Origin of the sequence: Paenibacillus sp. FSL W8-1187 (genome assembly GCF_037965485.1) — a bacterium.
GTDB lineage: Bacteria > Bacillota > Bacilli > Paenibacillales > Paenibacillaceae > Paenibacillus_O > Paenibacillus_O pasadenensis.
Map to the genome: position 1 here is coordinate 5173499 of NZ_CP150181.1, position 17386 is coordinate 5190884.

Sequence of the window (17386 nt, forward strand, 5' to 3'; positions counted from 1 at the left end):
TTTCGACATTTCTCGCACTCATCTTCTTCGATATGAATAAAATTGCACCCGAAATCCGAGCTTTTTCCCCGTCCTTTCCCCATGCGCCTCGATGATACGATGAAGCCCATGGAGGTGAGGATTCGGAAGTGACGGCCTTCAAAGGCCGAAATGGACGCGGCTCGCCAGCCGCATCATGAAAGGGGACTATTCATGGCATTTCGATGGTGGAGAACGAATCTGGCGGCAGCCGCCGCGCTGCTGCTGCTTCGCTTGTACGCAGGATGGAGCTGGACGCGCTCCGGCTGGGGCAAGCTGACCGGGGACGAAGCGTTCAGCGCCGGCGGCTTCGTGCGGCATGCGATCGCCAATCCCGTCCTGCGCAGCGGCACGAACGAGGCGCTTTATCCGACCTATGTCTCGTTCCTGAAACATTTCGTATCGCCGCAGCTCGGGCTGTTCAGCCTGCTCGTCAGCTGGGGGGAGCTGCTCGTCGGCCTGTCGCTGCTGCTCGGCCTGTTCACGACGGCGGGGGCGTTTTTCGGCCTCGTCATGAACTTCTCGTTCCTGTTCGCCGGCGCGCTCAGCCTCAACCCATGGCTGATCCTGATCGGCTTCCTGCTCGTCACGGGCGGACGCAACGCCGGGCGCTTCGGACTCGACGCGCTCGTCCTTCCAAGGCTCGCCGCGCTGCGCCCCGGCAAATCCCGTTCGGCGGCCGCCGCAGCGTCAGGCCCTGCGCCTTGATCGCGGCGCATGTATCGCCCTCGGGTTAGGACAAAAGCCGAAAAAGCCCCCGCGGTCGCCTCAAGGCGTGCCGCGGGGGCTTGATGTATCGCAGGCGGAGCTTCCGTCCGCCGAGCTCGGCTGGAGCCGTCGCACAGCGGCATGCATCCGCCCGATCAGGCTATGCTTACAGCTGGCCTTGGATCTTGTTTTTCAGGGCGTCCTTGCTCTGCACGCCGACCATCTTGTCGACCGGCTGGCCGTCCTTGAACAGGATCAGCGTCGGGATGCTCATGACGCCGAACTGGGAAGCGAGCTCAGGCTGCTCGTCGACGTTGATTTTGGCGATCGTCGCCTTTCCTTCCAGCTCCGTGCTCAGCTCCTCCACGATCGGAAGCTGCATTTTGCAAGGTCCGCACCAAGGGGCCCAGAAGTCGACCAGCGCGACGCCGTTCTGTACGCTCTCGTTGAAGGTTTCTTTCGTCAGGGCTACTGCCATGTTCGATCATCCTTTCGATTTGAAAAAATAAAGTCGGTTCTCCGCCCACAGCAGCTCTCACCAAGCCTCAGCAGGTTTCGCAGCGATGGATCCGCTCCAGCACCCCGGCGATCGTCAGCCCCTGGAAGTAACTCTCCAGCCGCTGCTCCGCTCCGCAGAAGATGCCGTTCATGACCTCCTGCATGTTGGAGCCGACGAGGCATTCGCAATCGGGATCGCCCGAGCACCAGTTCGGCATGAGCGAGCCGCGCGCGATCGCCTGGTAAATGTCGTTGAGCGTCACTTGCGACGGCTCCGCCGTCAAGCGGTAGCCTCCGCCGGAGCCCTCCCTCGTCGCCACGTAGCCGCAGCGCTTCAGGTAGCCCATCACCTTGCGGACCCTCGCCGGATTGGTGCAGACGTTCTCGGCGATCGCCTCGCTCGAGGCGCTGCGCTCCGGGACGTAAGCCAGATAGACGAGGCTGTGGACGGCAATCGTGAATTCACTGTTCATGCGAGACGGCCACCCCGTTTCGTACTGTAATAATACCAGTTACAGTTGAGGCTGTCAATAGGCCCTCCCTTTCCGTTAGCATGCTCGCCGGGGGCCGCGGCTACTCCTCGATCCCGCCCCGGCTCGCTGCTCATCGGCCGTTCTAGAAATTGAAGTTGTCCGGGTCCGGGCCGAAGCGCTTGCCCTGATCGAGCCCGTCGAGCAGCGCCATGTCCTCGTGGGACAGCTCGAAGTCGAACACATCGGCGTTTTCGCGGATGCGCTTCTCATGCGTCGACTTCGGAATGGTGACGACGCCGTTCTGCAGATCCCAGCGCAGCACGATCTGCGCCGGCGTCTTGCCGTGCTTGGCGGCCAGCTCCTGGATCTGCGGCACGTCGAGATTGCCCTGCATGAGCGGGCTCCACGCCTCCAGCACGATGCCCTGGTCCTGGCAGTACTGGCGCAGCTCGACCTGGGTCAGCAGCGGATGGTACTCGACCTGATTGACCATCGGCTTGATCTCGGCGTCCTGGAGCAGATCCTCGAGATGATGGACGTGGAAGTTGCAGACGCCGATCGCGCGCACCTTGCCGTCCTTGTACAGCTGCTCCAGCGCGCGCCAGGTGTCCTTGTACTTGCCCTTGACCGGCCAGTGGATCAGGTACAGGTCGAGCGTGTCGAGGCCCAGCTTGTCCAGGCTGTCCTGGAACGCCTGCAGCGTGCTCTCGTAGCCTTGATCGCTGTTCCACACCTTCGTCGTGATGAACAGCTCCTCGCGCGGCACCCCGCACTCGCGGATCGCCCGTCCGACGCCTTCCTCGTTGCCGTAAGCCTTGGCCGTATCGATGCTGCGGTAGCCGGCCTTGACCGCGTCCCGGATCGCCTGCTCGACCTGGCCCTCCTCCGTCACCTTCCAGACGCCGAGGCCGAGCCTCGGCATCCGCACGCCGTTGTGCAGCTCGACCGTATCGCCAAGCCCTTGAAGTCGTACCGTCACGATGAGAACGCCTCCTTGCGCTTTGTTTTCACTGCCGTTTATCGCCTCTATATTTTACCACCGGAGGGCGGAATCAAACAAATTCGGCGGCATCAGTCATCTGGCTGGAAGCACAACGCTTGGACGGAAAAGGTAGCCTCCAGTCGGGAGGTGATGCCTATGTTTTCGCTTCAGGAAGTGACCATGCTGGGGATGTTTCTCCTCGCTCTGCTCACCTACTTAAAACGAAAATAACCCGTCCAAGTTAGCGCCTGGTTAACGGGTTATTCTCTGGCAAGGCAGTTACTGGAGGATTTCCATCCAAGTTTGTGCACGGAGAGAGCGTTGGCGCGCTCTCTCTTCGTTTAAGTTACCTTTATTATACACAACTTCTTTCAACCGTATACAACTTTGTAAACCCCCCTGCTGCTCGATCAAGCATCCTGCTGCGATTTAGCCGTGGGCAGAACTGACGATGCGAACGACAAAGCGTCGTCTTCGCAGCGGACGCAAGCGGATCAATTCGAACGAAAAAGCAGCGGACCGCGCGGTCCGCTGCTTGCTTTTTGGTTCCGTTCTTTCGGAGCTCTTAATACCCGAGATCCGTCTTCGCTTTCGCCCATTTCTTGTTCAGCTCATCCAGGCCAGCCTTCAGGTCCTTGGACAGGAGCAGATCTTGGATGTAGTTGCCCGTGCCGATGCCGATCTGCGCCTTGTTGGCGATCTCAGCGAACTTGTCATTGTTCGGCAGCCCTTCGATGAAGGTCGGGTTCGCGGCTTGGAACTCGGCCAGCTGCGGCGATTCCGCCTTCTCCGACTTGAGGATCGGCATGAAGCCGGAGTCGGCCACGTAGCCGGATTCCTTGACGAAGAAGTCCGTCCAGGCGATCGCCAGCTCCTTGTTCTTGCTGTTCGCGCTCACGCCCATCATGTAGTCGCCGCCGAGCGGAGCGTTCAGCTTGCCGCTGTTGTCATACGGGAACGGCACGAAGCCGATGTCCTCGGACGCCGCGCCGGCGCCGATGACCTGCGGGATGACCCAGTTGCCGAGGAAGTACATCGCCGCCTTGCCGGAAGCGATCTCGCCTTTGGACATTTCCCAGTTGTTCGTGTACAGATCCTTCTCGACCCAGCCGTTCTTGATGAAGTCGCGGCCGATCTTGGCCAGGATGCCCCAGGCGTTGCCCTCCTGGAACGGCGCCGGATCGGCGGCCATCTTGGTCGTCAGGTCGGCGTCGCCGGCCACGTAGAACGCCGAGCCGTCGCCCCACGAGCCCATCGGCCACTGCGCGCCGAAGTTCATGTACAGCGGGATGATGCCGGCTTCCTTCAGCTTCTTGGCGGCGTCATACAGCTCGTCAAGCGTCGTCGGCGCCTTGGCGATGCCGGCTTTTTCGAACGCCTTTTTGTTGTAGACGATGCCCTGCGTGTTGACGCCGGTCGTGATGCCGTAGCGCTTGCCCTCGAACGCCGAGTTGTCGGCGAAGTAGACGTCGTCGAACATGCTGTCCGGCAGCGGCTCGAAGTACTTCGGCAGGTCGGAGGCCGGCATGCCGCTCGGAATCATGAGCACGTCGCCCGTCTCGCCCGTCGTCAGGCGCGTCTTGATGTCGGTCGCGTAGTTGGTCAGTCCTTCGAACTCGACCTTCGCGTCCGGATACTTCTCCTGGAATTTCTTCAGGTAGCGCTCCATCGTGCCGTCGTTGATGTAGTCCGTGCGGTGCGTCAGCATCTTGATTGTGCCGCTCAGCTTCGCCTCGCCGCCGGAGCCGCCTTCGTTCGCGGCCGTATTCGCGCTGCCGGACGTATTGCCCGCCGTATTCGCATTGCCCTCGTTGTTGTTGCTGCCGCAAGCGGCCAGCATGGACAGGGACAGGACTGCCGTCATCGTAACCAGAAGCGGTTTTTTCATCTCGTTTTCCCCCTGAGTCGTAAGGATTGGTTATCGGTTCGCTATGTTGTTATCGCTTACAAGTCCATTGTACCGCCTGGCTCCAGGCCGAAAAATGAACTCCATTGTCATTTCTTGTTTCCGATTATGCTAACGCATCTTCCTTTGTTAGCGATTCCAGACGATGCAGCGCCTCCAGGCAGGCGCGTCCGTTATGGTACGGACATTTCCAGGCGCCGATCTTGACCTGGGTCCGATCCGGCCGGCCGTCGCGGGATACCTGCCAATGCCATTCGCCGCCGTCCTCGTCCCGCACATGCTGCCGGATGAAGCTCCAGCTGCGCTCGGCCGCCTGCACATAACGCTCCTCGCCGCTCAGCTGGAAGGCGTTCAGGAAGCCAACCATCGCCTCCGCCTGCGGCCACCAGTCCTTGCTGTCGTCGAGCCGCCCGTCCTCATGCAGCTCGTTGAACACGCCGCCGTCCTCGTCGACGCCTTCAAGCAGCGTCGCCTCGGCCATCTGCAGCGCCGCCCGCTCCGTCTGCTTCAGCAGCTCCGGATCGCCGAGCGCCTCCGCGGCCTCGCACAGCAGCCAGCTGCCCTCGATGTCGTGGCCGTAGCTGACGTCGCGCGTCGCCGAATTCCACTCGTCGTCGAAGAACAGCTTGAAATGTCCCGTCTCCCCGTCGAGGATCCGCTCCAGATGAAGCTCGATCAGCTCGCGCAGCCGATCCCGCAGTCCGTCCGAGGGCCAGACGCGATAAAGGTTCGTATAGCCTTCCAGCACATGGAGATGCGTATTCATCGACTTGCGCTCGTTCAGGTCCTTGCCGCTCAGGCTGAGGTCGTCCGTCTCGCTCCAGTCGCGCGCGAGCGCCTCGATGTAGCCCCGGTGGACCGGATCATGCGCCCAGCGCTCCAGCAGCCGGTACGTCTCCTCGGCGAGCGGCAGCTCGGCCGTGCTCCCCGTCGCCAGCATATACTCCGCCAGCGCATACAGCACGAACGACTGGCCGTATACCTGCTTCTTGTCCTCGCTCGGCCGTCCGTCCGGCGTCGCCATCCAGTAGAAGCCGCCGTGAAGCTCGTCGTAAAACACCGTCCGCAGCTGCTCCAGCGCCCGCTCGGCCAGCGCCAGATGCTGCGGATTTTTCGTGCGCCGATGCGCCGCCGCGAACGTCCACAGGATGCGCGCGTTCAGCACGAGCGACTTGTCCGCCTCGGGATTCACCTTGCCGGAGCTGTCCATCTCGCCGATGAAGCCGCCATGAAGCTCGTCGAGCGCATGCGTTTGCCAGAAGCCGAGGATGTTGTCCTGCAGCTCCTGCTGCAGCTCATGCAGCCATGCCTGCTTGTCCATTCAGCCTTCCCTCCTGCTGCCGTAAAAGTCCTTCACCGTCTGCGCCGCGGGCTTGCCGTACATGCAGTAGTCGTCGTTCGCCGCCGCGTCCGGCGCCGCGTACAGCCGCGCCGGCCAGTCCCAGAGCACGAAGCCGCGCACCCACTCGCGCCGGCCGCAAGCCCCGAACATCGCTTCGTAGTAGGCGCGCTGCGCCTCTCCGTCCGGGCGGCCGGCCAACGACCAGTCGTTCGGCCGCGCCGGCGACGTGTCGCGGCTCGGGCAGCCCGCCTCCATGAAGAAGAACGGCTTGCCATACGGCGCGACCGCCGCCTCGATGCGGTCCAGCTGCTCCTCCCACTGGTCGATCGGATAATAGCCGCTGGAGGAGATGAGGTCGACCGCGTCCCACCACTTGACGTTGCCTTCCTGGTACTTGTCGCAGTTGTAGGTGACGAGGCCGGAGTAGGCTTCGCGTACCTGGGCGATCAGCGCCCGCCACTCGGCCTCGCGCTTGTCGGCCTGCACCATCTCGCAGCCGATGCACAGCATCTCGCAGCCTTCCTCGCGGGCGATGTCCGCATAGTGGAGGATGAAGCGCGCATACGACTCGAACCACTGGCCCCAGGTCGGCTCGCCGGGGATATCCATGTCGAAAAAGTTGATGTGCGCCCGCCAGGTGCCGTCGGCGACGTTGACGACCGGCTTCAGGCAGACCTTCTGCCCGAGCGCCTTGGCGCGGCGGATCGCGCTGCGCACCTCGTCGTCGGCGACCGTCGGCTCGTTCCAATACTCGATCTCCGTCGATTGCGCGGTCGCCTGCAGGGCGCCGAGCGTGACGGCGGTCCAGCCGACGTTCAGCTTGGCCATCTCGCTCAGGGAAAAGTCGGCCTCCGGCCCTTCCCACGTGCCTCGCACGCCGGTCCAGCCCCAGGTCATGCCGGCGATGTAGCCGAGCTCTGCCGCTGCGGCGGCCGAACCGGCCGCCTTCGCTTGTGTCGTCATCGGATGAAGCCTCCTTGTGGCGCGGCCGAGAAGCCGCTTCTTATTTCACCGCGCCGTTCGTGACGCCGGCGAAGATGTATTTTTGCAGGAACAGGAACAGCACGACGGTCGGGATGAAGATGATGAGGATGCCCGCCGAGATGACGTTGAGCTGCGCCGCGTTCGGTCCGACGAACGAATAGATCGCGGTCGAGACGACCTTGAGCTTCTGCGACGGCATGTACAGGTACGGCGTGTAGAAGTCGTTGTAGATCGAGATCGTCTTGAGGATGACGAGCGTCGCCGTCGCAGGGCCGAGCAGCGGGAAGATGATCGAGCGGTAGATGCGGAACAGCGACGCCCCCTCGATCATCGCGCTTTCGTCGAGATCCTTCGGGATGCTGTTGACGAACTGCAGGTAGATGACGATCTGCAGCACGTCCGCGCCCAGGTAGAGCAGGATCGGCGCGCCCATCGTGTTGTACAGGCCGAGGTTCTGGATGATGCTGAACGTCGCGACCTGCGTCGTCACCATCGGGATGACCTGGGCGACGAGGTACATGCCCATGATCGGCGTCTTCAGCTTGAAGTCGAAGCGGCCAAGCGCATAGGCGACCATCGTGCCGAGCACGACGTTGCCGGCGACCGCGCAGACGAGGATGACGAGCGTGTTGCGGAAGCCGAGCCCGAGATCGCCGACCTCATAGACGCGCTTGAAGTTGTCGAAGTGGAAGAAATCGGCCGGGAACGCCAGCGCGGAGCTCTGGTAGAATTCCGCCTGGGTTTTGAACGCGCCGACGAACACCGAGTAGATCGGGAAGAAGACGACGAACAGCGCGAGCAGCAGCGTCAGGTACTTGAACGCCGTGAAGAGCGGCGGGCTTTTGGTCGTATCCATCGATTACCTCTCCTCCCGGAACAGCACTTTGCGCTGGATGATGATGAAGAAAATGACGATGATCAGCAGCACGACGGCCATCGCGGAGGCCAGGCCGAAGCTCTGGTACTTGAACGCCGTGTCGACGGTCTGCACGACGAAGGTCGAGGTGCCGTTCGCGCCGAGCATCATGATGTACGGGATGTCGAACGCCTCGAGCGCGCCGGTCAGCGTCAGCAGCAGCATGAGCGAGAGCACGCTCTTGATGCTCGGCACGGTGATGTAGCGGAACTTCTGCCAGCCGGAGGCGCCGTCGATCGAGCCGGCCTCGTACAGGTCGCTCGGGATCGACTGCAGCGCGCCGATGAAGATGACCATGTTCAGGCCCATGTACTTCCACATCGAGATGAACGCCAGCGAGACGTTGACCAGATGCGGGTTGCCGAGCCAGCTCTGCTGCCACGACTCCAGGCCGATCGTCCGCAGCAGGGAGTTGAGCGAGCCGTAGTCGAGGTGGTACACGTTCTTGAACATGATGACCGTCGCGACGCTGTGCAGCACGTACGGCAGGAACAGCATGACGCGGAAGCCGTAGCGGCCTTTGAGCCGGCTCGTCAGGATGACGGCGAACCAGAGCGACAGCGCCACCTGGATCAGGCCGCCGACGAAGTAATAGGCGTTGTTCTTGAGCGCCAGGAACACCTCGGGCTCGGTGAAGATCTGCTTGTAGTTGTCCAGGCCGACCCAGTTCATGTCCCAGCCGGTTCCCGTCCAGTCCGTGAAGCTGTAGTAGATCAGCGACGCGGCCGGATAATAGCTGAAGGTCAGGCACAGCGCCACGGGCACGATCAGGAATCCGAACAGGATCAGCCGCCGCTGCGCTTTATAGCTTAATTGGTTCATCCGTTGTTCCTCGCTTTCCATCCGGTGTTGGGACCGCTTTCAGTGTGCTTATCATTATACGCCCCGTCTCGGCGGGTCCTGAATGGACGGCGTTTCGTTTTTTTGTCTTGTATTGTGCTAACAGGAGGCGGCTGTTAGCATGCCGGGGTGGTTTGTTAGCTGTAGATCGGGATGGAGCGGAGGCATCGCGGCTGCAGAATAGGCGGCTCGGCCGAGTAGCTTCGCGGCAAGCGCGGCAGCATCGGCGGCTGCGAAAGCTTACGACGAATCAGCTCGTTAGGCGCTCTATAGCTGCCCCTCACAAAAGCTGACGACGCCTGCTAAGTCGTTAGAATCTGGCAGCATCAGCGAACCGGCAGCGCTCCCACGAGGCGGCTTGCAGTTGCGGGTGGCGCGGAGAGGATGCCGGTTGACCTGATTTGCCACGAACCCATTTTTACTTCGTTCGAATCGACTGGAACTGGAACGTGTTTTGAAATCGCAAAGTTTGACCGTATATGTAAACAGACCCCGTATAGGGAGGCTTCGCCTGTCCCATCCAGGGTCTTTGCAAGGTTAACTCCTACTGTTTGCATACTTGAGGCGACTGCCGCTTGCGGACGCTCGCCGCGCAGCTTCTTTTGCGCAGCGACCGCCGCTTAGCGCGCGCTGTCCCGGTACTCCTTCGGCGTCTTGCCCGTGACGCGCTTGAACGCCTTGGTGAAATACGCGGGGTCCGCGTAGCCGGACCGTTCGCCCACCTCATAGGTCTTCAGCTCGGGGCGGTCCTTGAGCAGCCGCTTGGCGACCTCGATCCGCACGGAAATCGCATAGTCGGTAATCGTCTCGCCTGTCTCGCTGCGGAACAGCTTGCTCAGATAGCTCGGCGTCAGATGGACGAGCTCGGCCAGCCGCTGCAGGTCCAGCTCATCGGCATAATGCTCCTGCAAATAAGCTTTGACCGCCTCGACCGCGCGGCTCTGATGCTTCAGCTCGCCGAGCAGCGCCAGCCGCTGCTGCAGCTCCTGGCGCAGCGCGGCCGCATAAGCGTCCCAGCTGCGGCTGCGGATCGGCTGCGGCCGACTGCCCGGCTGCGGACCAGGCTGGCCCGCGAGGCTGTCGTCCAGCACGCCGAGCAGCGTGGCGGCGGCGGCATCCAGCTCCGCCCAGCTCAGGCGGCGCTGCTCCGCCGCGCCCAGCCACTCCTCGGCGATGGCGGCGGCGCGTTCCAGATCGGCGGCTTGCAGCACGGCGCGCAGCTCCTGCTCGTCGGGCCGCGCGGCGCCGGGCATCTGCGCGGCCGCCGGCATGCGGCCCGGCGTCGAAGCGGCCGCGGATACGGCCGTGCCGGCAGGGCTGCCGGCATACCACGCCTGCAGCAGCGCCGCCTCCGCCTCGCCGTAGGCGCGCGCGAGCGCGGCGGCGCCGGAGTGCACGCCGCTGATGCCGCCCCTCGGCTCGGCCGATAGCGGCAGCCGGCCGAGCAGCGTGACGGCGAGCTCGCGCGGCGTGTCGGCGTGGTCGCCGTGCCGGAGCGCGAGCAGCACGGCCGGCGGGCCGGCCTCGCGCAGCAGCAGGCGATGCTCGCGCCGCAGCGCCGCCAGCGCCTCGGCAATCCGCTCGCCGTCCGGCATCGGCGCGGCGTGCAGCACGACGAACGCATACATGCCGCGGATGGAGCCGAGCTCGTCGAGCTGGGCGCAGGCCGTTTGCATGACCGGCTCCGGGATGCGTTTCGCATCGGCGGCGAGCAGCAGCTCGATGAGCGCTTCCGCATGCAGCGGCTGACGGCTGCGCGACACGCCGACCTTCTCGGCGATGCGCTCAAGCAGCCGCGCCAGCTCGTCCTGGTTGACCGGCTTGAGCAGATAGTCCTCCACTCCTCCGCGCAGCGCCTCGCGCGCGTAGGCGAAGTCGTTGTAGCCGCTCAGCACGGCGACCGCGATCTGGCTGCCGCGCTCCCGCAGCTCGTCGATCAGCTGCAGCCCGTCCATCTGCGGCATGCGGATGTCGGTGATGAGCAGCTCCGCCCCGGAGGCGTCAAGGTTGCTGAGCGCCTCGCGCGCGCTCGCCCAGACGCCGACAACTTCGTACGGGCCGGTGCGCTCGATGATTTTCGCCAGGCCGAGGCGGATCTTCTCCTCGTCGTCCACGACGGCGACCTTAAGCATCGGCTCCCTCTCCTCTCTTCTCTCCTTCTGCCGGAGCGTCCATAGCCTGAATCTGGGGAATCCTCATCGTGACGGTCGTGCCGGCGCCCGGCTCGCTGGCCAGCTGCAGCCCGTAGCCCGGGCCGTAGCGCAGCTGCAGCCTTTCCTGCACGTTGCGCAGCCCGATGCCGCCGGACTCCTCGTCCAAAGGGGCCGCGGCCGACGCCAGCTCGGCCCGCACGCGGGCGAGCACCTCCGGCTGCATGCCGCGGCCGTCGTCGCGGATGCGCACGACCCGGTCCATGCCCTCGATCCAGCTGTCGATCTCGATCGTCAGCCGCTCGCGCGAGTCGTCGTAGCCGTGCAGCACGGCATTTTCCACGATCGGCTGGAAAATCAGCTTCATGACGCTCGCGTCCGCCGCTCGCGCCTCGGCGCTCAGCGTCAGCCGGAAGCGCTCGCCGCCGTAGCGGTAGTTCATCAGCTCGACGTACTGCTCCAGATGCTCCCACTCGCGCTGGGCCGGCACGGCGGCGGAGCCGGCATGCAGGCTGTAGCGCAGCTGCTCGCCGAGCAGCTGCACCATCCGCCCGACCTCGTCGGCGTCGCTCAGCACGGCCGTCATGCGGATCGATTCCAGCGTATTGTAGATGAAGTGCGGGTTGATCTGCCGCTGCAGGTTCTCCAGCTGCACCTCGGTCTTGCGCTGCTCGATCCGGTAGATGTTGTCGATCAGCTCCCGCGTGCGGGCGATCATGCGGTTGAACGCCTGGCCGGCCATGCCCGCCTCGTCCCGCCGGCGCACCGGAAAGCTGACCTCGAAGTTGCCGCCCTGCACCTGCTTCATGAGGCTGACGAGCGAGCGCAGCGGCTTGGTCAGCGCCAGGATGAGCACGACGGTCAGCGCCATCGCCGCGGCCATCGCGACGCCGGCGGCGATCAGGCTGAAGTTGCGGTTGCGCACCGCGTCCTCGACCAGATGCCGCTGCGGGATCGTGATGAGCAGCTTCCAGCCGGTGTCCGGCGACTGCCGGTAGATGACGAGCTGCTCCTCGCCGTCGACCGAGGTGCGGTAGCTGCCCGCGCTGCCCCGCGCCTCGGCGAGCAGCGGCGCCGAGCCGAGGTTTTCCGCCAGGTAGCGCTTCTCGCTGTCGTAGATGACCGTGCCTCCCTCGTCGGCGATGATCGTCGTGCCGCGCGTCGCCTCGTCCAGGTCGCGCACCATGTCCTCGATGACGCTGATGTTGGCGTCGACGGCGATCAGCCCGACCGAGCGGAACGACGTCGTGATGATGTCGCGGACGACGGTGAACACGTACTGCTTGCTGCTGTTCGCGCTGCTCGTGACCGCCTGCGTGCTGACGAGCACCGGCGTGCCGTTCTTCGGCTCGGCCAGCTGGCGCCAGCGCTCGTACACCTCCTTCAGGTCGCTGCGCACGCCTCCGCTCTTGACCGCCGTATAAGGATTGCCTTGCCGGTCGAACAGATAGACGTTGCTGGAGCCTTTCTTGAGGTTATTCATGAAATAGATGCTGCTCTCCACCTCGCGCTGGATGCTGAGCTTGAGCCCCGCCTCGAGCCACGGGTCCGCGCCGCCCCCTTCGCTCGCGCGCGTGGCGTAGAACTGGTTGGACCGCTCGAGCCCGCTCTGGATCTCGTCGAGATAGGCGGGAATGATGGCGATCTGCTTCATGTCGTGGATGTAATCGTCGAGCGAGTTCAGCATCCGGTCCGATACCTGAGAGGCGTAGGTGACCGTGTTCTGCTCGATCGTCGCAAAGTTGTGCGAAGCCGACACGTAGGTGATGACGGCGATCGGCAGCAGCACGAGCAGGAAGTAGACGAGCAGCAGCCTCGTCTCCAGCCGATGCAGCAGCGGCTCCAGCTGCTGGCGCAGCGCGCTCCAGAGCCTAGCCATCGGCGCGCGCCGCTCCTGTAGAGGCGCGGATGACGAGCTCGCCCGTCAGCAGCACCTTCTCGACCGGGCTCGACGGCTGCTGCACGCGGCGCAGCAGCGCCTCGACCGCGCGCCGGCCCATGCCGTGCTTGTGCACATGCACCGTCGTCAGCGTCGGGCTCGACAGCGCCGCGTCCTCGATGTCGTCGAATCCGGCGACCGAAACGTCCTCCGGCACGGACACGCCCATGCGCGCGAGGATCGTCATGATGCAGATCGCGATCGAGTCGTTGGCGCAGGCGAACGCCGTCGGCATCCTTCCCTCGCGGCGCAGCTCCTGCAGCATCGGCTCCAGCGCCTCGGTCATCTCGGAGCGGTTGTGCCCGCGCACGGTCAGCAGGCCGTCATGCTGCCCGTCCGTGCTGAGGCCATGCTCCTCCATCATCGCGCGGAAGCCGAACCAGCGGTCGTAAAAGCTGCGCGAGTAGGTCAGGTTGCCGACGAACTGCAGCCGCCGGTGGCCGAGTCCGAAGAGATATTTGGCTACGCGGCGCATCCACTCGAAGTTGTTCATCGACAGCACGTCCGTCGGCACGAGCGGCTCCTCGTGGTCGATGAGCACCGTCGGGATGCCGAGGTTGCGGATCTCCAGCAGCACCGGATAGGAGATGAACCCGACGCCGACGAGCCCCATGACGCCGCGGGGATTGATGAGGGAGGAGAAGCGCGTCGTGCCCTGCTCGGTGATGAGGATCGAGCCGATGCCGCGTTCCTCCAGCTCCTCCTGCACGCCTTCGATGATGCGTCCCCAATAGTACGACAGCCGCGTCTGGAAGCGCACGTTGGGCACGAGGATGATCACCTGGCTGCCGAGCCCGTCCGACGCGGCTTGCGTCATGGCCGGGTTCGAGGCCGCGCGGGAGCTCGCCGGCGAAAAGCGGCCCGCCTCGCCGGCGGGGAAGCCGGGCACTCCCGGCTGGCCGCCGATGGCAGCGGCGCCGGATGCTTGGCCGCTGCCGGAGGCTCCGCGCGGCAGGCCGCCGGCAGCGGAGGCGCCGGACGGCTCTGGATGGCCCATGGCGGCAGCTGGGCCGAACGGCCAGCTTCGCGCCAGGTCCTCGCCATCGCCCTTGCCCGCGCCGGAGGCTCCCGGCCATCTCGAATTTGCTTCCGCTCCTTCTGCTGCCTTGGGCGGAAAGCGGTAGCCGAGCTGGATCGCCGCCTTGATGATCCGCTCGCGCGTCTCCGCTTTGACGCCGCCCTTGCCGGAAAGCGCCTTGGAGACGGCGAATTTGGACATCCCGACATAATCGGCGATGTCCTGCATCGTGACTCGTTCCGCCATGTAGATCCCTCCTAAGCCGTCCGTTTTGTTAGGTTTGTTAGCTCCCGTTAGCGTTGCAAGCGCTAACAACTGGCACATAGGATAACACAGGATAGCAGCTTCGTATAGACCTGCCTGCTCCGCCGTGCCGAAAGCTCATGCGACAGACTCCAGCTTGCCCGGACAGCCCCCTCGTCAAACTACGCCCAGTCCGCCGCAGCGTCTCAGCCAGCCGCAAGGGCGACGAAAAAAGGCTCTCGGCAAAATCATGCCGAGAGCCTTCCTCCCTCCTGTCCTCGAAGCCGATGCCCGAGCAAACCGCCCCCGCCTCAGAACAGCTCCAGCTGCTCCACCCCGGGATCGCGCTCCGGCGGCTCCTCGGGAATCGGCGGCGGCGTCTGGCCGAGCAGCGCCATCAGCTCGCGGGCGTTGTCCGCGGCGTCTCCCCCGGAGTTGTTGTTGAAAATGACCTCCACCGTCCGGCTCTGCGCCTCCAGCCGGCGCAGCCGCTCCGCCCATTCCTCCAGCTCCTGGCGGCTGTAGCGGTACAAGTACCGCACCTCGCGCCAGTTCGGCTGTCCGGAGGAATGCCAGCCCTCCGCGTGGCGGCCGTGCATGCGGACGAGCGTATGGCTCTCGTCCGTGGCGGCCTCGACGATCGGGATCGAGCCCTCGCCCGCCTGCGGCTCGTCGCAGACGCTGTGGCGCCAGCCTTCCTCGCGCATGAAGCCGAGCGTGCGCTCCCGCATCTGCGGCACGAACCAGCTTTGATGGCGGAATTCCAGCGCGCACGGAATGTCCTCCATGAGCCGCTTCGCCTTGCGCAGCGTCTCGACGCTCTCGCGCGTGCAGGCGAACCACGGCGGATACTGGAACAGCACGCAGCTCAGCTTGCCGCTCTCCCGCATCGGCGTCAGCGCCAGCTTGAAGTCGGCGAACATCGCCTCCTCGTCCGGATAGGGAATCGCCCCGCGGCTATGCCCGGTCATGCCCTGGTACGCCTTGACGACGAAGCGGAAGTCCTCCGGCGTCTCGGCTGTCCATTTCTCCATGTTGCGCTGCGGCTGGACGGCATAAAAGCTGCTGTCCACCTCGACGGTGCCGAACAGCCGGCTGTATGCGGCGAGCTTGGCCTTGGCCGCCTCCCGCGTCCGGTACAGCGAGTCGTGGTCGCCCCAGCCGGCAAGTCCGATCGTAATCATAGGCCTCTCCTCCTTCCATTCCGCCTGGCGGCAGAGCGTTGTCATGTCTGGACCCTCTACCGGAATAGAATAACCGTGTAGGACGGATCCCTATCGATCGAGGTGGTGCATCGGATGACGTATGTATGGGCGGCGATCATCGTACTGGCGGCGGGCGCGGTCGTGTACGCGGCGATCGCGTCCGGCAAGCGCTGGACGCTGCTGCGCAGCGAGAGCAAGGCGAGGATCGACAAGCTGTACCGGCTGGAGGCGCATCTGAAGAGCAACGGCGTGCGCACGCGCACCGCGGAGGAGGACGGCCATCTGCGGCTGCTCGTCCTGCGCAAGCAGCTGGAGCAAGGCCGGGAGCTGCTGGAGGCGTACGAGGAAGAGACCGGCTGAGTCCGCGCCGCGCTCCTTCCGCAGTCCGGCTTCCGGCAGCAATCGCTTATCGGATGGCGGAGTCCCGGTTCCGAACCGGGCTCCAGCGGCAAAAGGACCTCGTCCACCGCTTTACGGCGGCGGGCTTCGGGGTCTTTTTGCGCTTGTCTGCCGCTGCGCCTCTCGATTCGACCGGCAGGAACGACGCCAACGGCGTCTGCCCTCCCGTCCCCGCTGACCCGACGCTCACAAGCAGGCCAGACGAGCCCGCATGACGCCGCTCGCGCACCTTCCGGGCGGCCAAGCATTGAAGCCGCCGTCCGCTTGGTTCATACTAGAAGGAACGATCGCGGGCCGCCGGCCCCGGGAAAGGAGGCCGCCCTTGCTCATCGAAGTCTACCATGACCTTCTCTGCCCTTGGTGCCGCATCGGGCGCCGCCATCTCGAGCTGGCGCTGCGAGAGTGGCAGCCTCCGGAAGGCCGAGAGGCATCCGTCCGCTTCAGTCCGTACCTGCTTCATCCCTCCGTGCCGCCGGAAGGATTGCCTTTCCGCGAGGCGATGGCCCAGCGCCTCGGGGGCGGCCAGGCCGCGCTCACCCGCACGCTGCGCCATGTCGCGCGCGACGGCCAGGCGGTCGGCCTCGACTTTCGCTTCGAGCGCATCGCCACGCTGCCCTCGACGCGCCTCGCCCATCAGGCGCTGGCGCTGACGCCCGCCGCCGCGCAAGGCCCGTTCGTGGACGAGCTGTCCCGGCGCTACTTCGAGGAAGGCGAGAACATCGGCGAGCTGGAGATCGTCGCTCAAGCCGGAGCAGCGGCCGGCTGGGAGGCCGACGGACTGGCCGACCGGCTCGAGCAGGGCGACGGACGGGTGGAGATGGAGGCGATGCTGGAGCTCGGCCGCCGGATCGGCCAGGGCGGCGTGCCGCTGTTCGTTTTCGAAGGGCAGTACGCCCTCTCCGGCGCCTATCCCCACTCCGAGCTGCTGCTTCTGCTGCGGAGGCTCGGCCAGCTGCTCGGCTAGCCGCTTCCTGCCGCCAGCACCTAAGAGCGGCGACGCAGTCCCCCTGCGCAGCCGCCTCGGCTCATGGCTTCGACACAGCCCCTCCGTCCGGAGGGGCTTTTGTCTCGTCCAGGACATCGCGGCATGGCTGCTCCTTGCTCCGGCGGCGGATTCGACGATAAGCGGAGCGCAGGCCGTCCATCGCCCAGCCGGGCACCGGGAACGGCTTGCGCCCGAGCAGCGGCTTGTACGCATAGCGATAGGCCCGCTTCAAGTCGCTCCACATCTCGCAGCTCTCCTGCTTGAGAAAATCCGAGACGTCGATGACGATGCCCCGTCCGTCCTGCACCATGACGTTTTTTCCGTGCACGTCGTGAGGCCGCAGCCCCCGGCTGACCGCATAGTCGAGCGCGGCGTCCACGTCGCGGATCGCCTGCTCCGGAATCGGCACGCCCTGCAGCAGGCAGTCGTACAGCGTCTTGCCGTGCAGCCGCCTCAGCAGCAGCCAGCGCTTGCCGCCATGCTCGCCGGAGGCGAAGCAGCGGCCGTACGCCGGGTGCTCGCCAAGCAGACGGTACACCTGCCGCTCCGCCTCCCAGCCGTCCCGGCCGGGCGCGTACACCTTGACCGCCAGCCGGCTGTCGCCCGGATAGGCGAAGACGGCGGCATAATTGCCGCAGCCGAGCGTCTTCCACCCTTGCGGCGCGCGCCGCACCTGCACCGGCTCCCAGCTCTTCACGCTGACGACATCCAAGCCAGGCAGCAGCTCGCCTTGGATGCGCGCCGCATGCCGCTCCCTCATGTCTTCTTCCATCGCCAACG

General features: G+C 64.8%; 16 protein-coding genes. 3 read left to right on the top strand and 13 right to left on the bottom strand.

The genetic code is table 11. From position 1 onward, the window contains the following. The first annotated feature begins 192 nt into the window (after window positions 1-192). A complete protein-coding gene (locus NYE40_RS22360; RefSeq protein WP_339278977.1) occupies window positions 193-726 on the top strand; it encodes a DoxX family membrane protein in 534 nt (177 codons plus the stop codon). A 166-nt stretch (window positions 727-892) separates the two neighbouring features. On the opposite strand, the gene trxA is transcribed toward NYE40_RS22360, so the two are convergent. The 12 genes from trxA to NYE40_RS22420 all read right to left on the bottom strand — a co-directional run bounded on the left by trxA (window position 893) and on the right by NYE40_RS22420 (window position 15201). Next, window positions 893-1204 (bottom strand): thioredoxin, encoded by a 312-nt coding sequence (gene trxA, locus NYE40_RS22365; protein WP_028598946.1) that lies wholly within the window; start codon window positions 1202-1204, stop codon window positions 893-895. A gap of 67 nt (window positions 1205-1271) precedes the next feature. Next, a complete protein-coding gene (locus tag NYE40_RS22370) occupies window positions 1272-1697 on the bottom strand; it encodes an Rrf2 family transcriptional regulator (RefSeq protein WP_028598945.1) in 426 nt (141 codons plus the stop codon). A gap of 142 nt (window positions 1698-1839) precedes the next feature. Continuing rightward, the gene (locus NYE40_RS22375) at window positions 1840-2619 is read right to left on the bottom strand and encodes an aldo/keto reductase (RefSeq protein ID WP_052333269.1); all 780 of its coding nucleotides are present in this window, start codon (window positions 2617-2619) and stop codon (window positions 1840-1842) included. 625 nt (window positions 2620-3244) lie between these two features. Next, complete coding sequence (locus NYE40_RS22380) at window positions 3245-4567, bottom strand: extracellular solute-binding protein (RefSeq protein WP_028598942.1); 1323 nt, start codon at window positions 4565-4567, stop codon at window positions 3245-3247. A 124-nt stretch (window positions 4568-4691) separates the two neighbouring features. Beyond that, complete coding sequence (locus tag NYE40_RS22385) at window positions 4692-5906, bottom strand: AGE family epimerase/isomerase (protein WP_028598941.1); 1215 nt, start codon at window positions 5904-5906, stop codon at window positions 4692-4694. Then, a complete protein-coding gene (locus NYE40_RS22390) occupies window positions 5907-6890 on the bottom strand; it encodes a 1,4-beta-xylanase (protein WP_052333244.1) in 984 nt (327 codons plus the stop codon). It lies immediately after the preceding gene. Window positions 6891-6930: 40 nt separating this feature from the next. After that, window positions 6931-7767 carry a carbohydrate ABC transporter permease gene (locus NYE40_RS22395; protein ID WP_028598939.1) on the bottom strand — a complete coding sequence of 279 codons (837 nt, stop codon included), beginning with the start codon at window positions 7765-7767 and terminating at the stop codon, window positions 6931-6933. Between the two features lie 3 nt (window positions 7768-7770). Next, window positions 7771-8649, bottom strand: coding sequence for a sugar ABC transporter permease (locus NYE40_RS22400; protein ID WP_028598938.1), 879 nt, complete (start codon window positions 8647-8649; stop codon window positions 7771-7773). 638 nt (window positions 8650-9287) lie between these two features. Beyond that, on the bottom strand, window positions 9288-10799 hold the full coding sequence (locus NYE40_RS22405; protein ID WP_028598937.1) for a response regulator: 1512 nt from the start codon (window positions 10797-10799) through the stop codon (window positions 9288-9290). Further along, window positions 10792-12696 (bottom strand): sensor histidine kinase, encoded by a 1905-nt coding sequence (locus tag NYE40_RS22410; protein WP_052333243.1) that lies wholly within the window; start codon window positions 12694-12696, stop codon window positions 10792-10794. Before NYE40_RS22410 ends, NYE40_RS22405 begins: the two co-directional genes overlap by 8 nt. Further along, window positions 12689-14020, bottom strand: a complete 1332-nt coding sequence (locus NYE40_RS22415; RefSeq protein ID WP_028598936.1) for a LacI family DNA-binding transcriptional regulator — start codon at window positions 14018-14020, stop codon at window positions 12689-12691. Before NYE40_RS22415 ends, NYE40_RS22410 begins: the two co-directional genes overlap by 8 nt. 308 nt (window positions 14021-14328) lie before the next feature. After that, window positions 14329-15201 (bottom strand): DUF72 domain-containing protein, encoded by an 873-nt coding sequence (locus NYE40_RS22420; protein WP_028598935.1) that lies wholly within the window; start codon window positions 15199-15201, stop codon window positions 14329-14331. Window positions 15202-15315: 114 nt separating this feature from the next. Between NYE40_RS22420 and NYE40_RS22425 the strand changes: the two genes are divergently transcribed. After that, entirely contained in the window at window positions 15316-15582 is a 267-nt protein-coding gene (locus tag NYE40_RS22425) for a hypothetical protein (protein ID WP_028598934.1), read from the top strand. Window positions 15583-15943: 361 nt separating this feature from the next. Further along, entirely contained in the window at window positions 15944-16585 is a 642-nt protein-coding gene (locus NYE40_RS22430) for a DsbA family oxidoreductase (RefSeq protein ID WP_028598932.1), read from the top strand. 61 nt (window positions 16586-16646) lie between these two features. Here the strand turns inward: NYE40_RS22430 and NYE40_RS22435 are convergent, their stop codons facing one another. After that, a complete protein-coding gene (locus tag NYE40_RS22435; RefSeq protein ID WP_228551739.1) occupies window positions 16647-17378 on the bottom strand; it encodes a serine/threonine protein kinase in 732 nt (243 codons plus the stop codon). Between the last annotated feature and the right edge of the window lie 8 nt (window positions 17379-17386).

Bases quoted from the DNA above. Each gene is read 5' to 3' on its own strand.
- NYE40_RS22400 (WP_028598938.1), bottom strand. From the start codon at position 8,649: ATGAACCAATTAAGCTATAAAGCGCAGCGGCGGCTGATCCTGTTCGGA.
- NYE40_RS22395 (WP_028598939.1), bottom strand. From the start codon at position 7,767: ATGGATACGACCAAAAGCCCGCCGCTCTTCACGGCGTTCAAGTACCTG.
- NYE40_RS22435 (WP_228551739.1), bottom strand. From the start codon at position 17,378: ATGGAAGAAGACATGAGGGAGCGGCATGCGGCGCGCATCCAAGGCGAG.
- NYE40_RS22370 (WP_028598945.1), bottom strand. From the start codon at position 1,697: ATGAACAGTGAATTCACGATTGCCGTCCACAGCCTCGTCTATCTGGCT.
- NYE40_RS22410 (WP_052333243.1), bottom strand. From the start codon at position 12,696: ATGGCTAGGCTCTGGAGCGCGCTGCGCCAGCAGCTGGAGCCGCTGCTG.
- trxA (WP_028598946.1), bottom strand. From the start codon at position 1,204: ATGGCAGTAGCCCTGACGAAAGAAACCTTCAACGAGAGCGTACAGAAC.
- NYE40_RS22420 (WP_028598935.1), bottom strand. From the start codon at position 15,201: ATGATTACGATCGGACTTGCCGGCTGGGGCGACCACGACTCGCTGTAC.
- NYE40_RS22425 (WP_028598934.1), top strand. From the start codon at position 15,316: ATGACGTATGTATGGGCGGCGATCATCGTACTGGCGGCGGGCGCGGTC.
- NYE40_RS22385 (WP_028598941.1), bottom strand. From the start codon at position 5,906: ATGGACAAGCAGGCATGGCTGCATGAGCTGCAGCAGGAGCTGCAGGAC.
- NYE40_RS22405 (WP_028598937.1), bottom strand. From the start codon at position 10,799: ATGCTTAAGGTCGCCGTCGTGGACGACGAGGAGAAGATCCGCCTCGGC.
- NYE40_RS22375 (WP_052333269.1), bottom strand. From the start codon at position 2,619: ATGCCGAGGCTCGGCCTCGGCGTCTGGAAGGTGACGGAGGAGGGCCAG.
- NYE40_RS22415 (WP_028598936.1), bottom strand. From the start codon at position 14,020: ATGGCGGAACGAGTCACGATGCAGGACATCGCCGATTATGTCGGGATG.
- NYE40_RS22390 (WP_052333244.1), bottom strand. From the start codon at position 6,890: ATGACGACACAAGCGAAGGCGGCCGGTTCGGCCGCCGCAGCGGCAGAG.
- NYE40_RS22380 (WP_028598942.1), bottom strand. From the start codon at position 4,567: ATGAAAAAACCGCTTCTGGTTACGATGACGGCAGTCCTGTCCCTGTCC.
- NYE40_RS22360 (WP_339278977.1), top strand. From the start codon at position 193: ATGGCATTTCGATGGTGGAGAACGAATCTGGCGGCAGCCGCCGCGCTG.